General features: G+C 70.6%; 18 protein-coding genes and 1 pseudogene. 11 read left to right on the forward strand and 8 right to left on the reverse strand.

All coding sequences use genetic code 11. The features are described 5' to 3' along the window. Window positions 1-7 precede the first annotated feature (7 nt). The 3 genes from CXP56_RS15370 to CXP56_RS15380 form a co-directional block, all read right to left on the reverse strand. Window positions 8-469 carry a peroxiredoxin gene (locus CXP56_RS15370; RefSeq protein ID WP_286901655.1) on the reverse strand — a complete coding sequence of 154 codons (462 nt, stop codon included), beginning with the start codon at window positions 467-469 and terminating at the stop codon, window positions 8-10. A 293-nt stretch (window positions 470-762) separates the two neighbouring features. Next, window positions 763-2520, reverse strand: coding sequence for a GGDEF and EAL domain-containing protein (locus CXP56_RS15375; protein ID WP_286901656.1), 1758 nt, complete (start codon window positions 2518-2520; stop codon window positions 763-765). A 252-nt stretch (window positions 2521-2772) separates the two neighbouring features. Then, a complete protein-coding gene (locus CXP56_RS15380) occupies window positions 2773-4194 on the reverse strand; it encodes a cytochrome P450 (protein WP_502694578.1) in 1422 nt (473 codons plus the stop codon). Window positions 4195-4336: 142 nt separating this feature from the next. Here CXP56_RS15380 and CXP56_RS15385 point away from each other — a divergent pair, with 142 nt between their 5' ends. Genes CXP56_RS15385 through CXP56_RS15425 form a run of 9 tightly spaced genes read left to right on the forward strand, consistent with a single transcriptional unit; the run spans window position 4337 to window position 14763 of the window. Further along, a complete protein-coding gene (locus tag CXP56_RS15385) occupies window positions 4337-5128 on the forward strand; it encodes a TIGR03084 family metal-binding protein (protein WP_028846103.1) in 792 nt (263 codons plus the stop codon). Further along, window positions 5125-6837 (forward strand): acyclic terpene utilization AtuA family protein, encoded by a 1713-nt coding sequence (locus tag CXP56_RS15390; RefSeq protein ID WP_286901658.1) that lies wholly within the window; start codon window positions 5125-5127, stop codon window positions 6835-6837. The genes CXP56_RS15385 and CXP56_RS15390 overlap by 4 nt, the downstream gene beginning before the upstream one ends. After that, the gene (locus CXP56_RS15395) at window positions 6834-7982 is read left to right on the forward strand and encodes an acyl-CoA dehydrogenase family protein (RefSeq protein WP_028846101.1); all 1149 of its coding nucleotides are present in this window, start codon (window positions 6834-6836) and stop codon (window positions 7980-7982) included. Before CXP56_RS15390 ends, CXP56_RS15395 begins: the two co-directional genes overlap by 4 nt. Next, complete coding sequence (locus tag CXP56_RS15400; protein ID WP_286901659.1) at window positions 7979-9577, forward strand: acyl-CoA carboxylase subunit beta; 1599 nt, start codon at window positions 7979-7981, stop codon at window positions 9575-9577. Before CXP56_RS15395 ends, CXP56_RS15400 begins: the two co-directional genes overlap by 4 nt. Next, entirely contained in the window at window positions 9558-11582 is a 2025-nt protein-coding gene (locus CXP56_RS15405) for an ATP-binding protein (RefSeq protein WP_245566510.1), read from the forward strand. The genes CXP56_RS15400 and CXP56_RS15405 overlap by 20 nt, the downstream gene beginning before the upstream one ends. Next, window positions 11579-12739, forward strand: coding sequence for an acyl-CoA dehydrogenase family protein (locus CXP56_RS15410; RefSeq protein ID WP_028846098.1), 1161 nt, complete (start codon window positions 11579-11581; stop codon window positions 12737-12739). Before CXP56_RS15405 ends, CXP56_RS15410 begins: the two co-directional genes overlap by 4 nt. Before the next feature lie 35 nt (window positions 12740-12774). Further along, complete coding sequence (locus CXP56_RS15415) at window positions 12775-13671, forward strand: SDR family oxidoreductase (protein WP_051309445.1); 897 nt, start codon at window positions 12775-12777, stop codon at window positions 13669-13671. A gap of 1 nt (window position 13672) precedes the next feature. After that, entirely contained in the window at window positions 13673-14299 is a 627-nt protein-coding gene (locus CXP56_RS15420) for a TetR/AcrR family transcriptional regulator (RefSeq protein ID WP_028846096.1), read from the forward strand. An 11-nt stretch (window positions 14300-14310) separates the two neighbouring features. After that, on the forward strand, window positions 14311-14763 hold the full coding sequence (locus CXP56_RS15425; protein WP_028846095.1) for a MaoC family dehydratase: 453 nt from the start codon (window positions 14311-14313) through the stop codon (window positions 14761-14763). A gap of 4 nt (window positions 14764-14767) precedes the next feature. Here CXP56_RS15425 and CXP56_RS15430 read toward each other — a convergent pair whose 3' ends face one another. Further along, the gene (locus CXP56_RS15430; RefSeq protein WP_028846094.1) at window positions 14768-15745 is read right to left on the reverse strand and encodes a helix-turn-helix transcriptional regulator; all 978 of its coding nucleotides are present in this window, start codon (window positions 15743-15745) and stop codon (window positions 14768-14770) included. 409 nt (window positions 15746-16154) lie between these two features. Here CXP56_RS15430 and CXP56_RS15435 point away from each other — a divergent pair, with 409 nt between their 5' ends. Beyond that, a complete protein-coding gene (locus CXP56_RS15435) occupies window positions 16155-17342 on the forward strand; it encodes a hypothetical protein (protein WP_156899041.1) in 1188 nt (395 codons plus the stop codon). A gap of 96 nt (window positions 17343-17438) precedes the next feature. Beyond that, a pseudogene (locus tag CXP56_RS15440) lies at window positions 17439-17708 on the forward strand (helix-turn-helix domain-containing protein). A gap of 12 nt (window positions 17709-17720) precedes the next feature. Here the strand turns inward: CXP56_RS15440 and CXP56_RS19150 are convergent. From CXP56_RS19150 to CXP56_RS15460, 4 genes are all read right to left on the reverse strand, one after another. Next, window positions 17721-17999 carry a hypothetical protein gene (locus tag CXP56_RS19150; protein WP_286901662.1) on the reverse strand — a complete coding sequence of 93 codons (279 nt, stop codon included), beginning with the start codon at window positions 17997-17999 and terminating at the stop codon, window positions 17721-17723. Between the two features lie 373 nt (window positions 18000-18372). After that, the gene (locus tag CXP56_RS15450) at window positions 18373-18804 is read right to left on the reverse strand and encodes a heavy metal-responsive transcriptional regulator (RefSeq protein ID WP_028846091.1); all 432 of its coding nucleotides are present in this window, start codon (window positions 18802-18804) and stop codon (window positions 18373-18375) included. Between the two features lie 35 nt (window positions 18805-18839). Beyond that, complete coding sequence (locus CXP56_RS15455; protein ID WP_286901663.1) at window positions 18840-20951, reverse strand: acyltransferase family protein; 2112 nt, start codon at window positions 20949-20951, stop codon at window positions 18840-18842. Window positions 20952-21039: 88 nt separating this feature from the next. Continuing rightward, window positions 21040-22116 carry an AraC family transcriptional regulator gene (locus CXP56_RS15460; protein ID WP_286901665.1) on the reverse strand — a complete coding sequence of 359 codons (1077 nt, stop codon included), beginning with the start codon at window positions 22114-22116 and terminating at the stop codon, window positions 21040-21042. Window positions 22117-22165: the final 49 nt, after the last annotated feature.

The raw sequence follows: 22165 nt of genomic DNA on the forward strand, positions 1-22165 counted from the left end.
TGCCGGTTCAGTCGCGGCTGCGCGCCCGGCGCAGCACCTCCAGTGCTCGGTCGGCGTGCACGTTCATCCGCACTTCGCTCTTGATGACCTCGAGCACCGACCGGTCGGTGTCGATGACGAACGTCTGGCGCTTGACCGGGAGGATCGCCAGCTTGCGGTCCACGCCGAACTGCCTGGCCACCGTGCCGTCGGCGTCGGACAGCAGCGGGAAGTCGAACGAGTTCTGCTCGGCGAACCGGGCCTGCTTGCCGACCGGGTCGCGGCTGATTCCGACGCGCTGTGCCCCGACGGCGGCGAACTCGGCCGCCAGGTCGCGGAAGCGACAGCTTTCCGCGGTGCATCCCGGTGTCATCGCCGCCGGGTAGAAGAACAGCACGACCGGGCCGCCGGCCAGGAACTCGGACAGGCTGCGCGGCCGGCCGGTGTGGTCCGGCAGGGTGAAGTCCTCGACGATGTCGCCCGGTTTCATGCCGTCATCATGCCTCAGCCGCCTTGGTGACGCTCGGGCACGCGTTGGTGTCCGCTGGCACGTAAGCGCGGGTCCGTGCTGCTTGCCGGTGGCACCCGTGGCCGGTGCGTGGTGACGTATGGCCGCGGGCCAGCTGGTTCCCGGTGACGCGTGGCCGCGCGTCCTGGCGGGCCGCTGGTCGTGGACACATCCGCCCGGCCGCCGCTGCTCTTCCCGTGAGTGGGAATCGAAGCCGCGACGGCCCTGCGGGTCACCGGCGGCTCGTCCCGCCGGTTCGAGCAACTTGCGCTTGGTCACGTGTCGTGCTGCGGGCCGGCGGAGACGTTGGCGGGGTCACCGGCCTCGGCCAGCAGCTTCTCCATCGCCGACGCGGTGAGCGGCTGATGAATCGCCGGGCCGCGCACCGCGCTGACACCCAGTTCGGCCAACCGCTGCATCTGATCCCGGCTTTCCACGCCCTGGGCGGACACCCGGATGCCCTGCTCGAACGGCTTGGCCAGGAAGTCGTGCAGACCGCGCATGGTCGCGCTGGTCTCCACCGGGTAGTCCGCCGAGACCAGCTCCACCATCGACTCGGCCAGGATCACGTCGTGCAGGGGCAGGTCGCCGGTGAACACGTCGAACTGCGACGGGTGGGTGATGAGCAGACCGACGCGGACCCCGAGATCCGCCAGCAGCGCGTAGGACTCGCGCACGTCACCGCGCTCGTCGTCGAGCGTCGTCGCCTTCGTCCACACGCTCAGCGACTCGGCGGGCAGCTGGTGCTCGTCCAGGGCGGACCGCACCATGCCGACCAGGTCCTGGTCGATGGCCAGGCGGGACGGCAGCCGGACGGCCAGCTCGGCCACCGCCGGGCCGAACTGGGCACGCCAGCGCGCCAGCGTGGCCACCGCGTCGTCGATCATCCACCGGCCGATCGGCACCGTCATGCCGGTCAGGTCGGCCATCGGGATGAACTCGTGCGCCTCGAGCACACCGTCGTCCGGGTGATTCCACACCAGCTCGGCCTGGATCAGCACCAGTTCGCCGGAGCCGTCCGGGCGCACCGTCGGCTGGTAGCGGAACTCGAACTCGCCGGTCTCCAGCGCGCCGCCGAGCACCGCACCGCGCTTGGCGAGGTGCCGTTCCCGCCGGTCCTGTTCGGCGTCGAACATCATCCACTGCGCCCGCCCCGCGGATTTCGCCCGGTGCACGGTGATCTCCGCGGCGCGCAGCAGATCGTCGGCGGAACCACCGGTCGAGCGCACCACGATGCCCACGCTCGCACTGAGCGCGATGCCGTTGCCGTCGAGGTAGAGCGGTTCGGCGAGTTCCTTCAGCACTTCCTCGGCCTGCCTGGTCAGCGCCTGGCCGGTGAACGAGCCGCGGAGCAGCACGCCGAACCGGTCGCCGATCATCCGGCCGATCACCGCCTCCGCCGGGAAGATCTCCCGCAGCTTGTCCGCGACCCGGCTGAGCATCCGGTTGCCCACCTCGGGGCCGAGGCCGTCGTTGATCAACCGGAACCCGTCCAGGTCGAACACGATGAGCGCCAGCTGCGGGTGGGTGCGATCCACCATCGCGGCTTCGACCTTGCCGCGGAAGCTGTCGGCATTGGGCAGCCCGGTCAGCGGGTCGTGCACGTTCTGGTGGCGCAGCATTTCCTGTAGCAGGTGCAGTTCGCTGGTGTCGCGCACCACGACGGCCGGGTAGCGCTGCTTCGGGTCGTCGCCGGGCAGCGCGATCACGGTGAGCTCGGCGTGCATCGGGCCGTCGGTGGCGTGCTCCATGACCGCGGGGACGGTTCGCCCGGTCGGCGGCGGGTTGTCCGGGTCGGCGATCAGGCCACGGATCATCGCCGCGTCGCCGTCGCCGGTGAGGATCTCGACGAAGGGTTTGCCACGCAGCTCGGCGGGGTCGACCCCGAGGAACCGGCCGAGGGCCTGGTTGGCCTCGGCGATGATGCCCTGCCGGTCGGTGAGCGCGATCCCGAACGGCGCCGCGGCGAACAGGGCGACGAACCGATCGGCGGACGGGGTCGCCGAGCCTGGCTGTTCACCAGGAGAAGTCAAGGAAGCACCTCGTGTGCAGTAGTCGTCGACGCCAGCACACGGGCCCCGAACACCATGTGCCGGCACGGATGGGACGGGATGGGGGGTTCTGCCAGTAAACATCCGGTCGCACCCCGCGATCAAGCCGCCATGCCACCCTCGGCCGCTCCGAGGCAAAAAAACCTTCACGAACGGCTCCGCGTCGCCGTGGGTGGTTCACCCGGCTTGGTGGTCGTATCACCGGGTGGAGCTCTTGGGCGCCGGGCGTGATGATCACCGTCGGTACAGGCGGACCGGAAGGCCGTCGGCGGGCACGGGCAGCGCGGTGTGGTCCCAGCGCAGCTGGTACGACTCCGGCAGCCACCATCGGTAGCGCATCAGCATAGCGTGCAGCAGTGCCTTCACCTCGTACATTCCGAAGTGCATCCCGATGCACTTGTGCGCCCCTCCGCCGAACGGGACCCAGGCGAACCGGTGCGAGCGGTCCTCCCGGCGCGGTTCGGCGAACCGCATCGGGTCGAACGCGTGCGGATCCGTCCAATATTCACTCAAGTAGTGGTTGAGTGTGGGGGAGAGCACGACGAGGGTGCCGGCCGGGACGTAGTGCCCCATGAGGTCGGTATCCCGCACGGTCTTGCGCATCAGGCTGGGTACCGGAGCCGCCAGGCGCAGCGATTCCTTGATCACCAGCTCCAGCGTGCTCAGCGCATCCAGCTCCGCCAGGCCGAGCGGCCCGGGGCCGACGGTGCGCGCTTCCTCGCGCACCCGCTCCTGCCAATCCGGGTGTTTCCCCAGGTAGTACACCGTGGCGGTGGTGGTGATGGTGGCCGTGTCGTGCGCCGCCATCATCAGGAAGATCATGTGGTTGACGACGTCGGTGTCGGTGAACCGGGCGCCGTCGGCGTCCTCGGCGTGGCACAGGGCCGCGAACAGGTCGGACGAGTCCGAGGCCCGCTTGGCGGGCAGCCGCTCGGCGAAGTAGCGCTCCAGCAGCTCGCGGCCACGCACGCCTGCCCACCAGCGGCCACCCGGGATCGGTGCGCGGACGAACGACGTGGTGGCCCGTACCGCGTCGACGAACGCCTTGTTGATCTCCTTGGACGCACCGCTGGGTGTGTCCATGAAGACGCGTGCGGCCACGTCCAGGGTCAGCTGCTTCAGCTTCCAGTACAGCCGGACCGGGCGGTCCGTCGGCAGTGCGGTGACCCCGCGGTCGACGACCGGTCCGAACTGCTCGGCGTAGCCGGCCAGGCGCTCGCGGGTGAACGCATGGTTCATGATCCGGCGGTGCCGCAGATGCTCGTCGAAGTCGAGCAGCATCAGGCCGCGGTGGAAGAACCGGTCGATCAGCGTGGCCCAGCCCTGCTGGGAGTACACCCGGTCCTTGTTGACCAGCACGACCTGGGTGGCGTCCGGGCCGGCGGCGGCCGCCACACGCCGGCCGAGCATGCCGCCCCACGACACCGGGCCCAGGCGCCGGTAGCGGGCCAGGGCGAAGTCGACCGGGTGGCGCATGTGGGCCAGCGTGTGACCGATGAACGGCAGGCCGAAGTCGCCGAGCACCGGTTTCAGGCCGCTGCCCGCGGGCGGGGTGGCCAGCGGGGTGGGGGAGGCGTGCCCGTGCAGCAGCTTGCGGTCCACCATGCCGGGCAGGCTCACGGTGGCGAGGGTGGGTTTGTGCTGCCGAAGCACCACGGCTGCCTCCGTGCGGACGGACTGGACAAGCGTCCAACTCACCGTCCACCGGTGCCGCCTGGGCTGTCAATGCACCAAAGCGGTCATGCTGAAACAATCAAGCACGCTTGATTTTTGTTGCCGGGGATGCGAGGCTGGCCGCATGGTGGACGTTGCCGCGGTGGTGCGCGACTTCGAAGCCGAAGCCGCGGAGCTGGACGGGGTGGTGAACCGGCTGACGCCGGAGCAGTGGCAGCTTGCCACGCCCGCGCCCGGCTGGACGATCGCGCACCAGATAGCGCACCTGGCGTGGACCGACGAGATCGCCGTGGTGGCGGTCACCGAGCCGGAACGATTCTCCACCATGGCCGAGCGGGCCGCGGAGAACGTGGACGAGTATGCGGACCGGTCCGCGCACGAGGGGGCCAAGGCGCCTCCGGAGGAACTGCTGGCGCGCTGGCGCGCGAGCAGGAGGAAGCTGGCCGATGCGCTGCTTGCGCTGCCTGCCGGGCGCAAGATCCAGTGGTTCGGCCCGCCGATGAGTGCGGCGTCGATGGCCACCGCTCGCCTGATGGAGACGTGGGCCCACGGCCAGGACGTCGTCGACACGCTGGGGATCGAGCGCGTTCCGACCGAGCGCCTCCGGCACGTGGTGCACATCGCCGTGCGTACCCGGGACTTCGCGTACTCGATCAACGGGCTCACGCCGCCCGGCGAGCAGTTCCGGGTGGAGCTGACCGGGCCCACCGGCCAGGTGTGGACCTGGGGGCCGGAGGACGCCGGGCAGCGCGTCACCGGCAACGCCCTGGACTTCGCGTTGCTGGCCACCCAGCGACGGCACCGGGACGACTGTGCCGTGCACGCGGTCGGCCCGGACGCCGAGCGCTGGCTGGAGATCGCCCAGGCGTTCGCGGGCCCGCCGGGCAAGGGACGACAGCCGGGGCAGTTCGCATGAGTGCGCAACGACCGGTGCGGATCGGCAACGCCTCCGGGTTCTACGGTGACCGGTTCGCGGCCGTGCAGGAACAGCTGACCGGCGGGGAGCTGGACTACCTGACCGGTGACTACCTGGCCGAGCTGACGATGCTGATCCTCGGCCGCGACCTGCTGAAGGACCCCAGCCGCGGGTACGCCAGGACGTTCCTGCGGCAACTGCGGGAGAACCTGGCCTTGGCGAAGGACCGCGGGGTGAGGATCGTGGTCAACGCCGGGGGCCTGAATCCGGCCGGCCTGGCCGACGCCGTGCGGTCGCTGGCGCGGGAGCTCGACGTCGACGCCGCGGTCGCCCACGTCGAAGGGGACGACCTGCGGGCCCGCGCGGGGGAACTGGGATTCGGCAAGCCGCTGACGGCGAACGCCTACCTGGGCGCGTGGGGGATCGTCGAGTGCCTGCGCCAGGGAGCCGACGTGGTCATCACCGGCCGGGTCACCGACGCCTCGCTGGTCGTCGGCCCCGCCGCGGCCCACCACGGCTGGGGCCGCGAGGACTACGACGCCTTGGCCGGTGCCGTCGTGGCCGGGCACGTGGTGGAATGCGGTGCCCAGGCCACCGGCGGCAACTACGCGTTCTTCGACGATCGGTCCGAGGTGCCGGATCTGCGGCACCCCGGTTTCCCCATCGCGGAGGTCTACGCCGACGGATCGAGCGTCATCACCAAGCATCCAGGCACGGGGGGAGCGGTCACCGTCGGCACCGTGACCGCGCAGCTGCTGTACGAGATCGCCGGTGCGCGTTACGCCGGTCCGGACGTGACCGCGCGATTCGACACCATCCGGCTCAGCAGCGACGGTCCGGACCGGGTACGCATCAGCGGGGTGCGGGGCGAGCCGCCACCCCCGGAGCTGAAGGTCTGCCTGAACTCGCTCGGCGGGTACCGCAACGCGACGACGTTCGTGCTCACCGGCCTGGACATCGAGGCCAAGGCCGCCCTGGTACGCGACCAGATGGAGCAGCTGCTGGCGAAGGCGCGCCCCGCCGAAGTGCGGTGGACGCTGGCTCGCACCGACAAGCCGGATGCGGCCACCGAAGAAGAAGCCAGCGCGTTGCTGCACTGCGTGGTCAAGGACACCGACCCCGCGAAGGTGGGCAGGGCGTTCAGCGGCGCGGCCGTGGAACTGGCGCTGGCCAGCTATCCGGGCTTTCACGTCACCGCGCCGCCGGGCGATGGCAGCCCGTATGGCGTGTACACGCCCGCCTACGTCGACGCGCGCAAGGTGCCGCATGTTGCGGTGTTGCCCGATGGGGCACGCGTCGAAATCGCCCCGGCGCAGCGGACGCAGGAGCTGACCGACCTGCCGGAGCCGGAGCTCCCCGAACCGTTGCGGCCGCAGTCGTACCGCCGGGCGCCGCTCGGCCTGGTCGCCGGTGCCCGCAGCGGTGACAAGGGTGGCGACGCCAACGTCGGGGTCTGGGTCCGCACCGAGGCGGCGTGGCGATGGCTGGCCACCACCCTGACCGTGGACGAGTTCCGGCGGCTGCTCCCGGAAACCGCCGACCTGCCCGTCCGCCGGTACCTGCTGCCGAACCTCAAGGCGATGAACTTCGTGGTCAGCGGCCTGCTGGGGCAGGGGGTCGCGTCGCAGGCCCGCTTCGACCCGCAAGCCAAGGCGCTCGGCGAATGGTTGCGCAGCAGGCACGTCGACATTCCGGAGGAACTGTTGTGACCAGCCCGTTCGACACCCCGGAACGCAAGGCACTGCGGGAGATGACCGCCCGGTTCGCCGAGGAGCACATCCTGCCCTACCAGGACCAGTGGGAGCGCGACGGCGAGTTGCCGCGCGAGCTGCATCGCAAGGCCGCCGAGGTCGGACTGCTCGGGGTGCCGTATCCGGAAGAGGTCGGAGGCGGTGGCGGCGACATCATCGACGCGACCGTGGTCGCCGAGGAACTCGGCTACCGGGGCGTCGCCGGTGGCGTGCAGGCGTCGCTGTTCACGCACAGCATCGCCCTGCCGCACATCATCGCCGCGGGCAACCCGGCTCAGATCGACCGCTGGGTACGCCCGACGCTGGCGGGCGAGAAGATCGGCGCGCTGGCGATCACCGAACCCGACGGCGGCTCCGACGTGGCCAACCTCCGCACCACCGCCCGCCGCGACGGTGACCACTACGTGGTCAACGGGGCCAAGACCTACATCACCTCCGGAGTCCGCGCGGACTTCGTCACCACGGCGGTGCGCACCGGTGAGCCCGGCGCCCACGGCATCTCGCTGCTGGTGATCGAGAAAGGCACGCCGGGGTTCACCGTCAGCCGCAAGCTCGACAAGATGGGGTGGCTGTCCTCGGACACCGCGGAGCTGTCGTTCGCCGACTGCCGGGTGCCTGCGGAGAACCTGATCGGGGTGGAGAACACCGGATTCGCACAGATCGCGCAGCACTTCGTCACCGAACGGCTGTCGCTGGCGGTCCAGGCCTACGCCGCCGCGCAACGCTGCCTGGATCTCACGGTGCAGTGGTGCCGCGACCGGTCCACCTTCGGCCGCCCCCTGATCTCCCGGCAGACCGTGCAGCACAGGCTCACCGAGATGGCCAGGCGGGTCGACGTCGCCCGGGTGTACACCCGGGACCTCGCGGTGCGCTACGCGGCGGGGGAGAACGTGCTGGTCCAGGTGGCGTTCGCGAAGAACACCGCGGTGGAGGCCGGCCAGTGGGTGGCCAACGAGGCGGTGCAGCTGCACGGCGGGATGGGGTACATGCGGGAGAGCGAAGTGGAGCGCCAGTTCCGCGACATGCGCATCATCGGCATCGGCGGCGGCACCAACGAGATCATGCTGCAACTGGCCGGAAAACTGCTGGGATACTCGGCATGACCGTTCTGACCACCCGCGTCGACACCCGCAGCGACGAGTTCGCGGCCAACCGCGACGCGATGCTGGCCAAGCTCGACGAGCTGGCCGCCGAGCACGCCAAGGCCGTCGCGGGCGGCGGCGAGAAGTACGTCGAACGCCACCGGAAACGGGGCAAGCTGCTCGCCCGGGAACGCATCGAGCTGCTGGTCGACGAGGACTCGCCGTTTCTGGAGCTGAGCCCGCTGGCGGCATGGGGGACCGACTTCGCCGTCGGCGCCAGCATCGTGACCGGCATCGGCGTGGTCGAAGGCGTGGAATGCATGATCATCGCCTCCGACCCGACGGTGAAGGGCGGCACCTCGAACCCGTACACGCTGCGCAAGTCGTTCCGCGCCGCCGACATCGCCGCGCAGAACAACCTGCCGACCATCAACCTGGTCGAATCCGGTGGCGCCGACCTGCCCACCCAGAAGGACATCTTCATCCCGGGCGGGCGCATCTTCCGTGACCTCACCAGGGCCTCGGCCGAGCGGCGCCCGACGGTGGCCCTGGTGTTCGGCAACTCGACCGCGGGCGGCGCCTACCTGCCGGGCATGTCGGACTACGTGGTGATGGTCAAGGAGCGCGCCAAGGTGTTCCTCGGCGGCCCGCCGCTGGTGAAGATGGCCACCGGGGAGGAGGCGGACGACGAATCGCTGGGCGGCGCGGACATGCACGCCCGCCAGTCCGGCCTGGCCGACTACCTCGCCGTGGACGAGCAGGACGCCATCCGCCTCGGCAGGCGCATCATCGCCCGGCTCAACTGGCGCAAACAGGGGCCGGCGCCCAAGCCGGACTACGCCGAGCCGCTGGCGGACCCGGAGGACCTGCTCGGCATCGTGCCCACGGACCTGAAGGTGCCGTTCGATCCGCGCGAGGTGATCGCCCGCGTGGTGGACGGCTCGGAGTTCGACGAGTTCAAGCCGCTCTACGGGACGTCGCTGGTGACCGGCTGGGCGGACGTGCACGGCTACCCGGTCGGCATCCTGGCCAACGCCCAGGGGGTGCTGTTCAGCGAGGAGTCGCAGAAGGCCGCCCAGTTCATCCAGCTGGCCAACCAGACCGACACCCCGCTGATCTTCCTGCACAACACCACCGGCTACATGGTGGGCAGCAAGTACGAACAGGGCGGGATCATCAAGCACGGCGCGCAGATGATCAATGCGGTGTCCAACTCGAAGGTCCCGCACATCTCGATCCTCATGGGCGCCTCCTACGGCGCCGGGCACTACGGCATGTGCGGCCGCGCCTACGACCCGCGGTTCCTGTTCGCGTGGCCGTCGGCGAAATCGGCGGTGATGGGCGCCCAGCAGCTGGCGGGCGTGCTGTCGCTGGTGGCGAGGGCGGCCGCGGAAAGCCGCGGCACACCGTACGACGAGGACCAGGACGCGGCCATGCGGGCGATGGTCGAGCAGCAGATCGAAGCCGAGTCCATGCCGTTGTTCCTGTCCGGGCTGCTCTACGACGACGGGATCATCGATCCCCGGGACACCCGGACGGTGCTGGGCATGTGCCTGTCGGTGATCCACAACGCGCCGGTGAAGGGGGCGGACGGCTTTGGCGTCTTCCGCATGTGAGCCCGGGGAGCTGACCTCGGTGCTGGTGGCCAACCGCGGCGAGATCGCCAGGCGGGTGTTCCGCAGCTGCCGGGCACTCGGCCTGTCCACCGTGGCGGTCCATTCCGACGCCGACGCCGATCTCCCGCACGTCCGCGAAGCCGACGCCGCCATCCGGCTCCCGGGCAACACACCGGCCGAGACCTACTTGCGCCCGGAACTGATCATCGAAGCGGCGCGGGCGGCAGGCGCCGACGCCGTGCATCCCGGCTACGGCTTCCTGGCGGAAAACGCCGAGTTCGCGCGCGCCGTCGTGGACGCGGGCCTGACCTGGATCGGGCCCAGCCCGGAGGCGATCGCCGCGATGGGGTCGAAGGTGCGGGCCAAGCGGCTGATGGCGGAGGCCGACGTGCCGGTACTGCCCGAACTCGACCCGGCGTCGGTGACCGCGGACGACCTGCCGGTGCTGGTGAAGGCCTCCGCCGGAGGCGGCGGCCGCGGCATGCGGGTGGTGTCCGACCTGTCCGCGCTGCCGGACGCGATCGCGGCGGCGCAAGCGGAGGCGGGTTCGGCGTTCGGCGATTCGACCGTGTTCTGCGAGCACTACCTGACCTCGGGCAGGCACATCGAGGTGCAGATCCTGGCCGACCGGCACGGCACGGTCTGGGCGGTGGGGGAGCGGGAGTGCTCGATCCAGCGGAGGCACCAGAAGGTCGTGGAGGAGGCCCCCTCGCCGCTGGTGGACGCGGTGCTGCGGGCGGAGCTGTTCGAGGCCGCGCGGGCCGCGGCGAAGGCGATCGGCTACGTCGGCGCGGGCACGGTGGAGTTCCTGGCCGCCGAGCGCGACGGGCGGGTGGAGTTCTTCTTCCTGGAGATGAACACCCGCTTGCAGGTCGAGCACCCGGTCACCGAAGCGACCACCGGGCTGGACCTGGTGGCATGGCAGCTGCGCATCGCACGTGGCGAGCGGCTTCCTGCGGAACCGCCTGCCACTCGCGGCCACGCCATCGAGGTGCGACTCTACGCCGAGGACCCGGCGAAGGACTGGCAGCCGCAGAGCGGCACGCTGCACCGGTTGTCCGTGCCGGACGCGGTGGAGTTCACCAACCCCGGTGAGGCGGGCCTGCGGCTCGACTCCGGCTTCGCGGGCGGTGAGCGCATCGGGGTGCACTACGACCCGATGATCGCCAAGCTCGTCGCCGTCGCGCCGACCCGGCACGAGGCGGCCACCCGGCTGGCGGGTGCCCTGGCCAGGGCGCAGATTCACGGCGTCACCACCAACCGCGACCTGCTGGTCCGCGTGTTGCGCCATCCGGCGTTCCTGGCGGGTGAGACGGACACGGCGTTCTTCACCAAGCACGACCTGGCCACGCTGGCCACGCCGCTCGCCGGCCCCGAGGTCCGCGACCTGTCGGCCCTGGCCGCGGCGCTGGCCGACGCCGCGGAGAACCGCCGCGCCGCCCGGGTGCTCGGCAGGCTGCCGAGCGGCTGGCGCACGGTCCCGTCGCAGCCGCAGCGCAAGGTCTACACCGACGGTGAGCGGGACATCGAGGTCACCTACCGGTGGGGGCGGCACGGGCTGACCGACCTGCCGGAGTGGGCGGCCGGCCGTGGCGTCGAGGCGGTGTCGGCCGAGCCGCACCGGGTCGTGCTGATCGTCGACGGGGTCCGACGCACCTTCTCGGTGGCCCGGTACCCGGACGGCCTGGTGTGCGTGGATTCGCCGCTGGGCTCGGTGAGCCTGCGGCGCCGTCCGCGCTTCGCCGAGCCGGAGCATGCCGCGCCGCACGGGTCGTTGCTGGCGCCGATGCCGGGCTCGGTGCTGCGCGTTGCGGTGGCCGTCGGCGAACGCGTCAAGGCAGGCCAGCCGCTGTTGTGGCTGGAGGCGATGAAGATGGAGCACCAGATCTCCGCCCCGGGTGACGGGGTGGTCACCGAACTGCACGTCGCGCCGGGTGAGCAGGTCGACGTCGGCACGACCCTGGCGGTCGTCCAGGAAGACGAACAGGGAGGGACGGACGCGTGAGTTTCGTCGAGAGCGCCGAACGCCAGGCGCTGCGAGCCGCGGCATTCGAACTGGCCAGCAAGTACGGGCACGAGTACACCCTCAAGCAGGCCCGGTCGGGCGGGAAGACCAGCGAGATGTGGGCAGAGGCGGGCAAGCTCGGCTATCTCGGCGTGGCCGTGCCCGAGGAGTACGGCGGCGGTGGCGGCGGGATCGGCGACCTGGCCGCGGTGTGCGAGGAGTTCTGCGCGGCAGGCGTGCCGCAGCTGCTGATGGTGGTCTCCCCGGCCATCTGCGCGACGGTCATCGCCCGCTACGGCACCGAGCGGCAGAAGCAGCGGTGGCTGCCCCGGTTCGCCACCGGCGAGCTGAAGATGGCCTTCGCCATCACCGAACCGGACGCCGGGTCGAACTCGCACCGGATCGCCACCGTCGCCCACCGCGACGGCGACGACTGGGTGCTCAACGGGCAGAAGGTGTTCATCTCCGGGGTGGACGAAGCCGAAGCGGTGCTGGTGGTCGGCCGCACCGAGGACGCCCGCACCGGCAAGTTGCAGCCGGCGCTGTTCGTGGTGCCCACGGACACCCCCGGCTTCACCGCCCGCAAGATCGAGATGGACATCGTCTCGCCCGACTGGCAGTTCGAGATCTTCCTGGACGACGTGCGGCTGCCCGCGGACGCGCTGATCGGGGAGAGCACCGACACCGCGTTGCTGCAGCTGTTCGCCGGGCTCAACCCGGAGCGCATCATGGGCGCGTCGTTCTCCATCGGCATCGGCAGGCTCGCCCTGCGCAAGGCCGTCGACTACGCCAACACCCGCAAGGTGTGGGACGTGCCCATCGGGGCGCACCAGGCCATCCAGCACCCGCTGGCCAAGGCCAAGGTGGAGCTGGAGCTGGCCAAGCTGATGACCCAGAAGGCCGCCTGGTTGTACGACTCGGGCGACGACATGGCGGCAGGCGAGGCGGCCAACATGGCCAAGTACGCGGCCGCGGAAGCCGCCGTGCACGCGGTCGACGCGGCGGTGCACACGCACGGCGGCAACGGGCTGACCGCCGAATTCGGACTCGGCGCACTGGTCACCGCCACCCGGGTCGGCCGGATCGCCCCGGTGAGCCGGGAGATGATCCTCAACTTCGTGGCGCAGCACTCGCTCGGCCTGCCCAAGTCCTACTGACACGTCCACGCAAAGTCCCGGCGAAGGAGCGCACCATGACGTCCAGCACCGACACGGCGCAGGCAGGCGAACGGGCCGAACGCACACTGGCCGGCAAGACGCTGCTGATCTCGGGAGGCAGCCGCGGCATCGGCGAGGCCATCGCGGTGCGCGCGGCGGCCGACGGCGCGAACGTGGCGTTGATCGCCAAGACCGCCGAGCCGCACCCGAAACTGCCCGGCACCATCTACACCGCGGCGGAGGCCATCGAGCGGGCGGGCGGCCAGGCGTTGCCGATCGTCGGTGACATCCGCAACGACGAAGTGGTCGAGAAGGCGGTGGCGCAGACGGTCGAGCGGTTCGGCGGCATCGACATCGTGGTGAACAACGCCAGCGCCATCAACCTGTCGCCGACCGAGCACATCCCGATGAAGGCCTACGACCTGATGCAGGACATCAACACGCGCGGGGCGTTCCTGCTGTCGAAGGCCTGCATCGAGCACCTGCGCCGCTCCGCGGCCGCCGGCCGGAACCCGCACATCCTGACGCTGTCGCCGCCGATCCGCACCGAGCCCAAGTGGTTCGGCACGATCGGCACCGCGTACACCATCGCCAAGTTCGGCATGAGCCTGGTGACGCTGGGACTGTCCGAAGAGCTGCGTGCGGACGGCATCGCGGCCAACTCGCTGTGGCCGCGCACGACCATCGACACCGCGGCGGTGCGCAACCTGCTGTCGGACATGGCTGCGACGTCGCGCACTCCGCAGATCATGGCGGATGCCGCGCACGCTATCCTCACCAAGCCGTCGACCGAGGTCACGGGGCAGTTCTTCATCGACGACGAGGTGCTGCGCGCGGAAGGGATCACCGACTTCGCGCAGTACCGGTTGTGCGAGCGCGAAGAGGATCTGTCCCTGGACCTGTGGGTCGATCCACCCGCCGTGAAGTCGTGACGTGACCAGAGTTCGCCAACCGCAGCAGGAGCGCAGCATCCAGACGCGCAGGCGGCTGCTCGAGGCCGCCGTGGCCGCGCTGGGGGAGCTGGGCTGGTCCGGCACGACCGTGGCCGTGGTGGCCGAACGCGCAGGCGTGTCCCGCGGCGCCGCGCAGCACCACTTCCCGACCAGGGAGGACCTGGTCACGGCGGCGATGAACTACATGTCCGAGGCGCAGCACGAAGACCTCGAGCGACGAGCCGCCGAGCTGCCGACCGGCCCGGGGCGCCGTCGCGCGGTCATCGAGATGTTGCTGAACCTCTACGCCCAGCCCGCGTTCGTGGCCGCCTTGCACCTGTGGGTGGCCGCGGCCACCGACGAGCGGCTCGCCGAGAAGATCAAACCGCTGGAGCGGGAGGTCGGCAGGCGCGCGCACAAGAAGGCCGTCGAGCTGCTGGAAGTGGACGAGTCCAAGCCAGGGGTACGGGAGACCGTGCAAGCCACCCTGGACCTGGCGCGCGGACTGGGGCTGGCGAACCTGCTGACGGATGACACCGCGCGCCGGGCACGCATCGTGCGGCAGTGGACGGCGATGGTGGAAGCGGAGCTGTACGGCGAGAAATCCGACGACCGACCAGGCAAGTGAGGGCGAGCAGCATGCGCACTTTCTCCACTCCCGACGACCTGCTGGACGCGGTGGGCGAGCAGCTGGGCACCAGCGACTGGCTGGAGATCACCCAGGAGCGGGTGAACCAGTTCGCCGACGCCACCGACGACCACCAGTGGATCCACGTCGATCCGGAACGGGCCAAGACAGGGCCGTTCGGCCGCACCATTGCCCACGGCTACCTGACACTGTCGCTGCTGCCGGTGCTGCTGCGGCAGATCTACCGGGTCGAGAACACCAGCATGGTGATCAACTACGGGCTGAACAAGGTGCGCTTCCCCGCCCCGGTCCCGGTCGGATCGCGGATCCGGGCCACCTCGACGCTGTCCGACGCCAAACCCGTCGACGGCGGCGTGCAGGTGGAGCTGACCACGACCGTCGAGGTCGAGGGCGGCAGCAAGCCCGCCTGTGTCGCGGTGAACGTGGTCCGGATCTACCGCTGACGGCTCAGATCCAGCCGTTCCGGCAGGCGTAGACGGCCAGCTGGAAGCGGTTCACCACGCCTGCCCGCGTGGTGAGGTTCTCCAGGTTGCGGGACAGCGTGCGGCGGCTGATGCCGAGCAGTTCGGCGATGGCGTTGTCGGTGATCCCGCTGGCCAGCAGCTCGATGATCTTGCGCTCGATCGGCCGCAGCGACGACGGTTCCTTGGTGCCGAGGTGCATCGGCAGTGCCGACCGCCACGACGTCTCGAACAGCCCGATGAGCGCGTCGAGCAGGCTGGACTGCCGGATGATCAGCGACGACCGGATGATCTCCGCGTTGGTGTCGGTCAGCGCCACCATCGCCAGCTGGCCGTCGAAGATGCTCAGCTTGACCGGCACCTCGGGCATCACCCTGGCCTCTTCGCCGGCGGCGATGCACGGTTGGATGTTCTGCGCGTAGTAGTCCGGCTGCTGGACGGCGGCCTTGGCGTAGACGCACCGGTAGCGCACGCCGCGCTTGAGGTTCTCCACCTCGATGTCGTTCGGGCCGCGCTGGGTGGTGTACGGGGGAGAGTCGAACCGCAGCACCTCCTTGGTCGCGGCCGACTCCTCGAGCTTGACCCGCTCGGCGATGTGCGGCGCGGTGACCACCTCGACCAGGTCGTCCGGCGACTGCTGCGACACCGTGCGCCGGTACACCCGATAGGCGTTCGCCGCGGCCAGCTCGGCGGCCTTGACCTCGGCCTCCCTGGCCCTGGCCAGCCGCTGCAGGCCGGTGGTCGGCTCGATGGGGGCGACCTCGTCGGAGTTGGTCCTGCCGACCATGCCGAAGTTGGTCAGCGACTCGACCCGCTCGGCGACCTGCTCGGTGGTCAGCCCGAGCTCGTCGCCGATGGCCTGCGGCGTCATCGGGCCCTTGTCCAACAGCAGCAGGTACATCTCGGTGTCCGCCGCGGGCAGGCCGAGAAGTTGCAGATGCTCGGAAAGCTGCTGGTCAGCCATGCACCCTCACCACGCGTTGCGGGTCCGACGAGGATCATCCTACGTGGGAAGGCAAGCACGCGACCACCGCCCCGCCTGCTCGCGGCGACGGGGCGGCGATGCGGTTCTCGGGCAGGCGCGCCGCAGGGCCTGCCGGGGCTTGGCTCGAGTACGTGTCTACCCCAGCGGGTGCGGTGACGGTGGCCAGTCGCGGTCACTGTCCGCCATTCGCCACGTCGGCGTAGCCGGTTCGGCAGGCTCGGGGCGGGTCGGCTACCCGTGGCTCGGCGCATAGGGAACGATGGACCCAGCTGCCGAGTCAGAAGGACACCGGGCTCGGACGACGGGCGCGAGGAACCCTGGAGGCGACCCGGACGGTCCTGACCGGGGCCGGTCACCTGCCGGGCGCGCTGGTGGAAGTGAGGCGATGATGGCACGGGCTCTCGGCAAGCGGGCCGCGGTCGTTGCGGCGGTGTTCGGGCTCGCCGCGACGGCGTGCGAATCGACGGTGCCCGGAACGCCCACCGCGGGTGACGACAAGGTCGAACTGCTCGCCCAACGGGCGTTCGACGAGGCGGTCGGCGCGCTGGCCGCCCGGCCGCTGATGCGCTACGTCAGCACCGTGGCGGGAGCCGACGGCGAGGAGGTCAGCGTCGCGGTGACACGCTCCGGCTCGGTCTACGGCACGTCGACCATCGACGGCCGCAAGATGACCTTCGCGGCCCTCGGCGGGAAGCTGTACGTGCGGACGAGCAAGCAGGTGTGGCAGGACCTGGGGGCCAAGCCGAACGAGGCGAACCAGTTCGCCAACCGGTTCGTGGTGACCGATCCGGCGGACGTGGGCTTCGATCCCGGTGCGCTGCTTCCGCCGGAGAAGGTGGCCGCGCGGCTGCGGGAGGAAGCCGCCACGCAGCAGGGTCAGGACGGTGCGCAGCCCGGTGAGCCGCCGCCGTCGGGCGAGCCGCAACTGAACCGCAAGCGCGTCGAGCAGATGAAGCTCGACGACGGGACCGAGGTGTACCGGATCCCGGTCGGCAAGTACACCGCGGACGTCACGGTCGCCCAGCCGCACCGGCTGGTGAGCACCGACGTCCCGCTCGGCCAGGCAGGCGGCAACCCGCTCCTGCCCAGCGGCGCGCGCACCTTGTTCACCGAGATGGGAGAGCAGCAGGTACGTCAGCTGTTCGCCTCGCTGTCCAAGGCCGCACGCGGGGTGCGGAACGCGGGCGTCCTGGTGCCGAACTTCGAGCTGCGCCAGGGCAACGGGAAGCTCAACTGCGCGGTGGGGGGCAAATGCACCGCGAAAGTCCCGGTGTCCAACTCGTACTCGGGCGGAAAGAACGTGCCGGTCACCCAGTTCGACGTGACGATGCGGGTGACCATGAGTGCCAGCGGCCTGGGCACGCGGACCTGCTCCGACCGGGCGGGGATGAAGCCGAACTCCAGCATCACCATGGCCTGCACGGCGGACTTCAAGCTGGAGCCGAGCTACACCCCGCGTTCGTACCCGGTGCGCGCCACGTGGCGGATCAGCGCGACGGCACGGTACAAGCCGCAGGTGGCCAAGCTCGAGGCGGCCGTGCAGCGAGAGCTGAAGGACCTGCTCGAGGACATCTGACGGCGGGCCGGCTCACCGTGCGGGGAGCTTCGCCGGGCGGCACGACGCGTGTCGACTTTGGCTGACGCATCGGAAGTGTCAACGTGGGTTGACGCCATGGGGGAGGCGACGGACCTGGCAACGGCAGCGGGCGCCGACGATCCACGGGTGGACTGCGCGCTGTGGCGGCCTTGCGCAAGCTGCTGGAACGCCTGGAGGCGGTGCAAGTACGCAACGCACGGGTGCACGCGCTCCGATGGCGCCGCGGACCAGGTCGTCCCAGTGCAAGCACGCAACGCACGGGTGCAGGGCTTGTCGTGGCAGGAGATCGTCAAGGAGCTCGGCGTCACCAGGCAGGCCGTGCACAACAAGTACGGGAGGCGCTGATGGTCGAGAGGTTCACCAAGGTGGCGCGCCGTCGTCGACGGTGCGGTCCACCACGCCGAACGCGCGGGTGATGCCGAAGTCGAACCGGCGCACCTGCTGACGGCCGTGGTGGGATCGCAGGACGGCCGGGCGGCCCAACTGCCGGCCGGGCGCGGGCTGACGCCTCGGATGGTGGCCGCGGAAGCTGCGGAGGCGGCGCGCCGCGCCGGGCTGTAGGAGGAAGAAGTGGCCGCACTGCGTCGCATGGGCATTGACGTGGAGCAGGTTGCCGACCACGTCGAGCGCGTGCACGGACGGGAGCCTTACGGGCGCCGTGGGGAACGCGGCGGAAGGCGCCCGGGTTCAGCCAGGCAGCCGAGGAGATCCTGGCGAAGGCGCTGCGGGAAGCGATCGATCTGCGCAACGACGACATCGGCAGTGGGCATCTGCTGCTGGCCACGGCAGCGGTGCCGGGGGCAGGGAGATCCTGCTCGAGCACCGGGTGACCGACCAAGCGCTGCGCGCGGCCCACGCCAGGGCGAGCTGACCGCCCTCGGGCACGGCCCGGTGGGCGCCGCACCGGGCCTGTCACGGCGAACGCGCGCGGTCAGCAGCAACCGCATTCGGCGCCGCAGTCGCAGCAGCCGTCACAGCAGCCATCGCAGCAGGCGCAGGTCATCGTCGCTCACCTCCTCTCGGCGGATGCGGGTTCGGGACACCATTCGCCGGGGCTGATGTCCGGGCAGCGGCCGCGCGGCAGGTCGCGGACCATGCCTGCCAGGGTGTCGCGGAGCGCGGTGAGCCGAGACAGTTCGGCGTCGAGCTCGGCGATCCTGCGCTGCAGAAGCGTCTCGGCGGGCTCGCACGGGCACACCCCGGTGTCGCGCACCGCCAGCAGGTCGCTGATCTCGCGCAGGCGCAGGCCGAGGCGACGGCACCCCTGGATGAACCGCACGCGGTCGACCGCCGACGGGGGATAGGCCCGGTACCCCGAGGATGTGCGCGGCGGCGGGGGGAGCAGGCCGACGCGCTCGTAGTAGCGGATGGTGTCCGGGCGTACACCGGTGGCCTTGGCCAGATCGGCGACGCGCAGCCCGGCGGCAACGGTCGTGCTCATGTCCACGACGGTAGACCTTGGACCCGGCTCCAAGGTCAAGTCGCCGACCTGCTCCTGGCCACCAGGGGTGCGAGCTTTTTCGCCAAGCGCGGCTCGAGGGTCTCCACGTAGGTCCGGGTCAGGTGGGCACCTTGGCGGTAGACCAGCACGTTGCCGATGACCGGCGGGCACACCTCGCCCGGGCAGATGTAGTCGTTGAGGTCGACGATGTGCACGCCGCGCAGCCCGCGCGCGGCCTCGGTCTGGGCGGGCTGCCCGCTTTCCCGCTCGCCGAGCGAGCGCGGGAACACACACGGCGTCAGGTCGTCACGGTTGGCATCCACGCACTCGTACACCGGCTGCAGGCTCTCCGGCGGCTTCGGGTTGTCCCGCAGCACCACCACCGTGCTGCCCGCTTCCACCAGGCGCGACCAGCGTTCCCGCAGCGCCGAGGACATCGCCTCGCGGGTCGCTGCGGAGTCCGGGTCGGCCGGGTCGATCAGCGCGGTCGACCGGATCTGCGACGTCAGCACCAGGTCAGGCGGATCACGCAGCAGCTCGGCTTCGACGTTGTGACCCCATTCGGTGCAGTTGACGTAGGGGCGGCCGTCCAACGCGATCGTCGCTGGCGTGAACGGGCACGACGACTTGGTGTAGGTGCGCACCCGCCAGCCGCGCTCCTCCGCGATGGTGTCCAGTGCGGAGATCCATTGCAACGCCTTGGAGTCACCGACCAGGGCCATGTCGACCCTGCCGTCCGGGTCACCGTACGTGCAGGAGATCGGCTCGGAGGAGGCCTGATCGACCTGACAGCCCCGGTCGTAGGCGTCGGGGACGTCCTCGGCCGCCTCGAGCGGGTCCGGGCTGACGCCGTCGGCGACGGTCGGGAAGCGATAAGTGTCGGCGGAACGGATGGCCGCGGCGCCGAGCGGGTTGGCCACCGGCTCGTCGGTGGCCAGCTCGGTCGCCCCGATCAGCCCGGATCCGCAGGCCAGGCCGAACGTGGTGAGCAGCGCGCCTGCCCGCAGCGTCAGCATCGGGCGGGCGGAGAACCGCGGGTCGAACCGCACCGGGTTCTCCACCACGCGCAGGGTCAGCCAGGCGGGCAGGATGCTGACCAGCGCCACCGCGAGCCCTTCGGCCTGCGTCAAGCCGCCGAAGGCCTCCGCGGCGACGACGATGAGCGGCCAGTGCCACAAGTACAGCGAGTAGGAGATCCCGCCGATCCACGTCCACGTCGGACGGCCCAGCAGCGCGACAGGTCCACCAGGTCCTGCCGCGGGTCCGGCGGCGATGACGGCGGCGGTACCGAGCGTCGGCAGCAGCGCGTGGTACCCCGGCCAGGGTGTGCTGGTGGTGAGCACCACGGCGGAGGCGACCACGGTCAGCAGGCCCGCCCAGCCCAGCACCAGTGCCACGGGGCGCGGAAGTCTGGCCAGCCGGGCCGCGCCGAGCGCGATCGCGGCTCCGACGGCCAGCTCCCACATCCTGGTCGTGGTGACGAAGTAGGCCTGCTGCGGGTCGGCGGCCGTGTAGTAGACGGACCAGGCGAACGACGGCAGGGCGACCACGGCCAGGCCCGCGCACATCGTCCGGCGCAGACCGGAGCCCAGCCGCCGAGCGGTGACGACGGCCAGGACGACCAGCACCGGCCACACGAAGTAGAACTGCTCCTCGACCGCCAGCGACCAGAAGTGCTGCACCGGGGTGACATCGGAGTCCTCGGCCAGGTAGTCGACCTCGTTGGCGGCCAGCCGCCAGTTGACGAAGTACAGCGCCGCTGCAGCGATGTCTCCGCCGATGTCGGTCCACCGGGTACGCGGGATCACCAGGAACGTCAGCAGCACGGTGACCGCGAGGACGAGGGCGGCGGCGGGCAGCAGCCGCTTGACCCGGCGGGCGTAGAAGCCGGCCAGCGACACGCGTCCGCTGCGCTCCGCTTCCTTGACCAGCAACCCGGTGATCAGGAAGCCGGAAATCACGAAGAAGACGTCCACGCCGACGAACCCGCCGGGCACGAACGGCAAGCCCGCGTGGTAGAGCAGCACCGAGCCGACGGCGACGGCCCGCAAGCCTTCCACGTCGGGGCGGAACCCCGGCGCCGGTCGGGTGCGCCGTGCTGGGGTCGCACTGCGCCGTGCGGTGGCCTGGCCGGATGGCGGGATCACTGCTCTCCTTCTGCTGCGGATCCTTCCTCGTGCAAGTGGGACGACTTACGCAAATCTCCACGGTAGCGGCGCGGCGGTCGTGCCCGGCTTACCGGGTACCCCGCGACCGGGCCCGGTCAGGCATGGGCTGCGCGCGCCGCACGGCAGACGGTGCACCGGAGGGCTGCCCGTTGGCGGCACGATACGACCCGGGCGAGCTTCCGGTCCACCGCTTGAACGCCCGGTGGAAGGCGCTGGAGTCGGCGAAACCCAGCCGGGCCGCGATGTCCTCGACGGTGTCGTCGGTGCTCGTGAGCGCGTCGATGGCGGCATCGCGTCGAACCTCGTCACGCAGCTGCCGGAACGACATGTCGTCCTCTGCCAGCCGCCGGCGCAACGTCTGCGGGCTGATGCTCAGCCGGCTGGCCACCGCGTTCACCGACGGCAGGGCCGCCGGGGAAGCCGTGGCCAGGATGCTGCGTACGGCTTCGGAGGTGGATGTGGCGTAGTCGGGCGGCGAGGCCAGATCGGCGGGCGCGTCGCGAAGGAATTCGCTCAGCGCACGGCTGTCCCTGATCACCGGCATGTCCAGGTACTTGCGGTCGAACGTCGCCGCCGTGACCTTGCTGCCGAACTCCGAGCGGCACCCGAAGGCCAGGTCGTACTCGGTGGCGTGCGGTGGCCGCGGATAGCGGAACTCCATGCGCAGCAGCGGGATGCGCTGCCCGATCAGCCAGCTGGAGAACCCGTGCCAGATGAGCATGATGCCTTCGCACATGAAGTGGTCCGGGTCGCGCACGCCGCGGATGTCCAGCTGCACTTTGGCCGTACCGCCGGTGTAGCGGATACGGAAGCGGGGCGTGCCGGGAAACAGCTCGTAGAACTTCGTGGCCCGCAGCAGCGCCGAGCGCAGTGTCTTCGAGTGCACCGCCGCGTGGCACATCATCGCGAAGGTGCCGCGTTTGCTGGGGTACGGGCCGAGGCCGAGGAATTCGTCGTCGAGCGCCGCGACGAGCACGCGCACCAGACGTGCCGCTTGCTGGCCCGTGACCCGGGAGCGCGGGTCCTGCAACAGTGCCGGGGCGATGCCTGCGGCGTGCAGCAGCGCGTCGAGGTCCAGGCCGGCACGACGCGCACCCGCGAGCGCACCCCGGATGTGGTGGATGGATATCGTGCGCGCGTGCATGTCAGGAATGAACGGTACTCATCGTGGTCGCGTGAGCGCTTCGGACACC

It is taken from the genome of Thermocrispum sp. (assembly GCF_002919275.1).
GTDB classification, from domain to species: domain Bacteria; phylum Actinomycetota; class Actinomycetes; order Mycobacteriales; family Pseudonocardiaceae; genus Thermocrispum; species Thermocrispum agreste.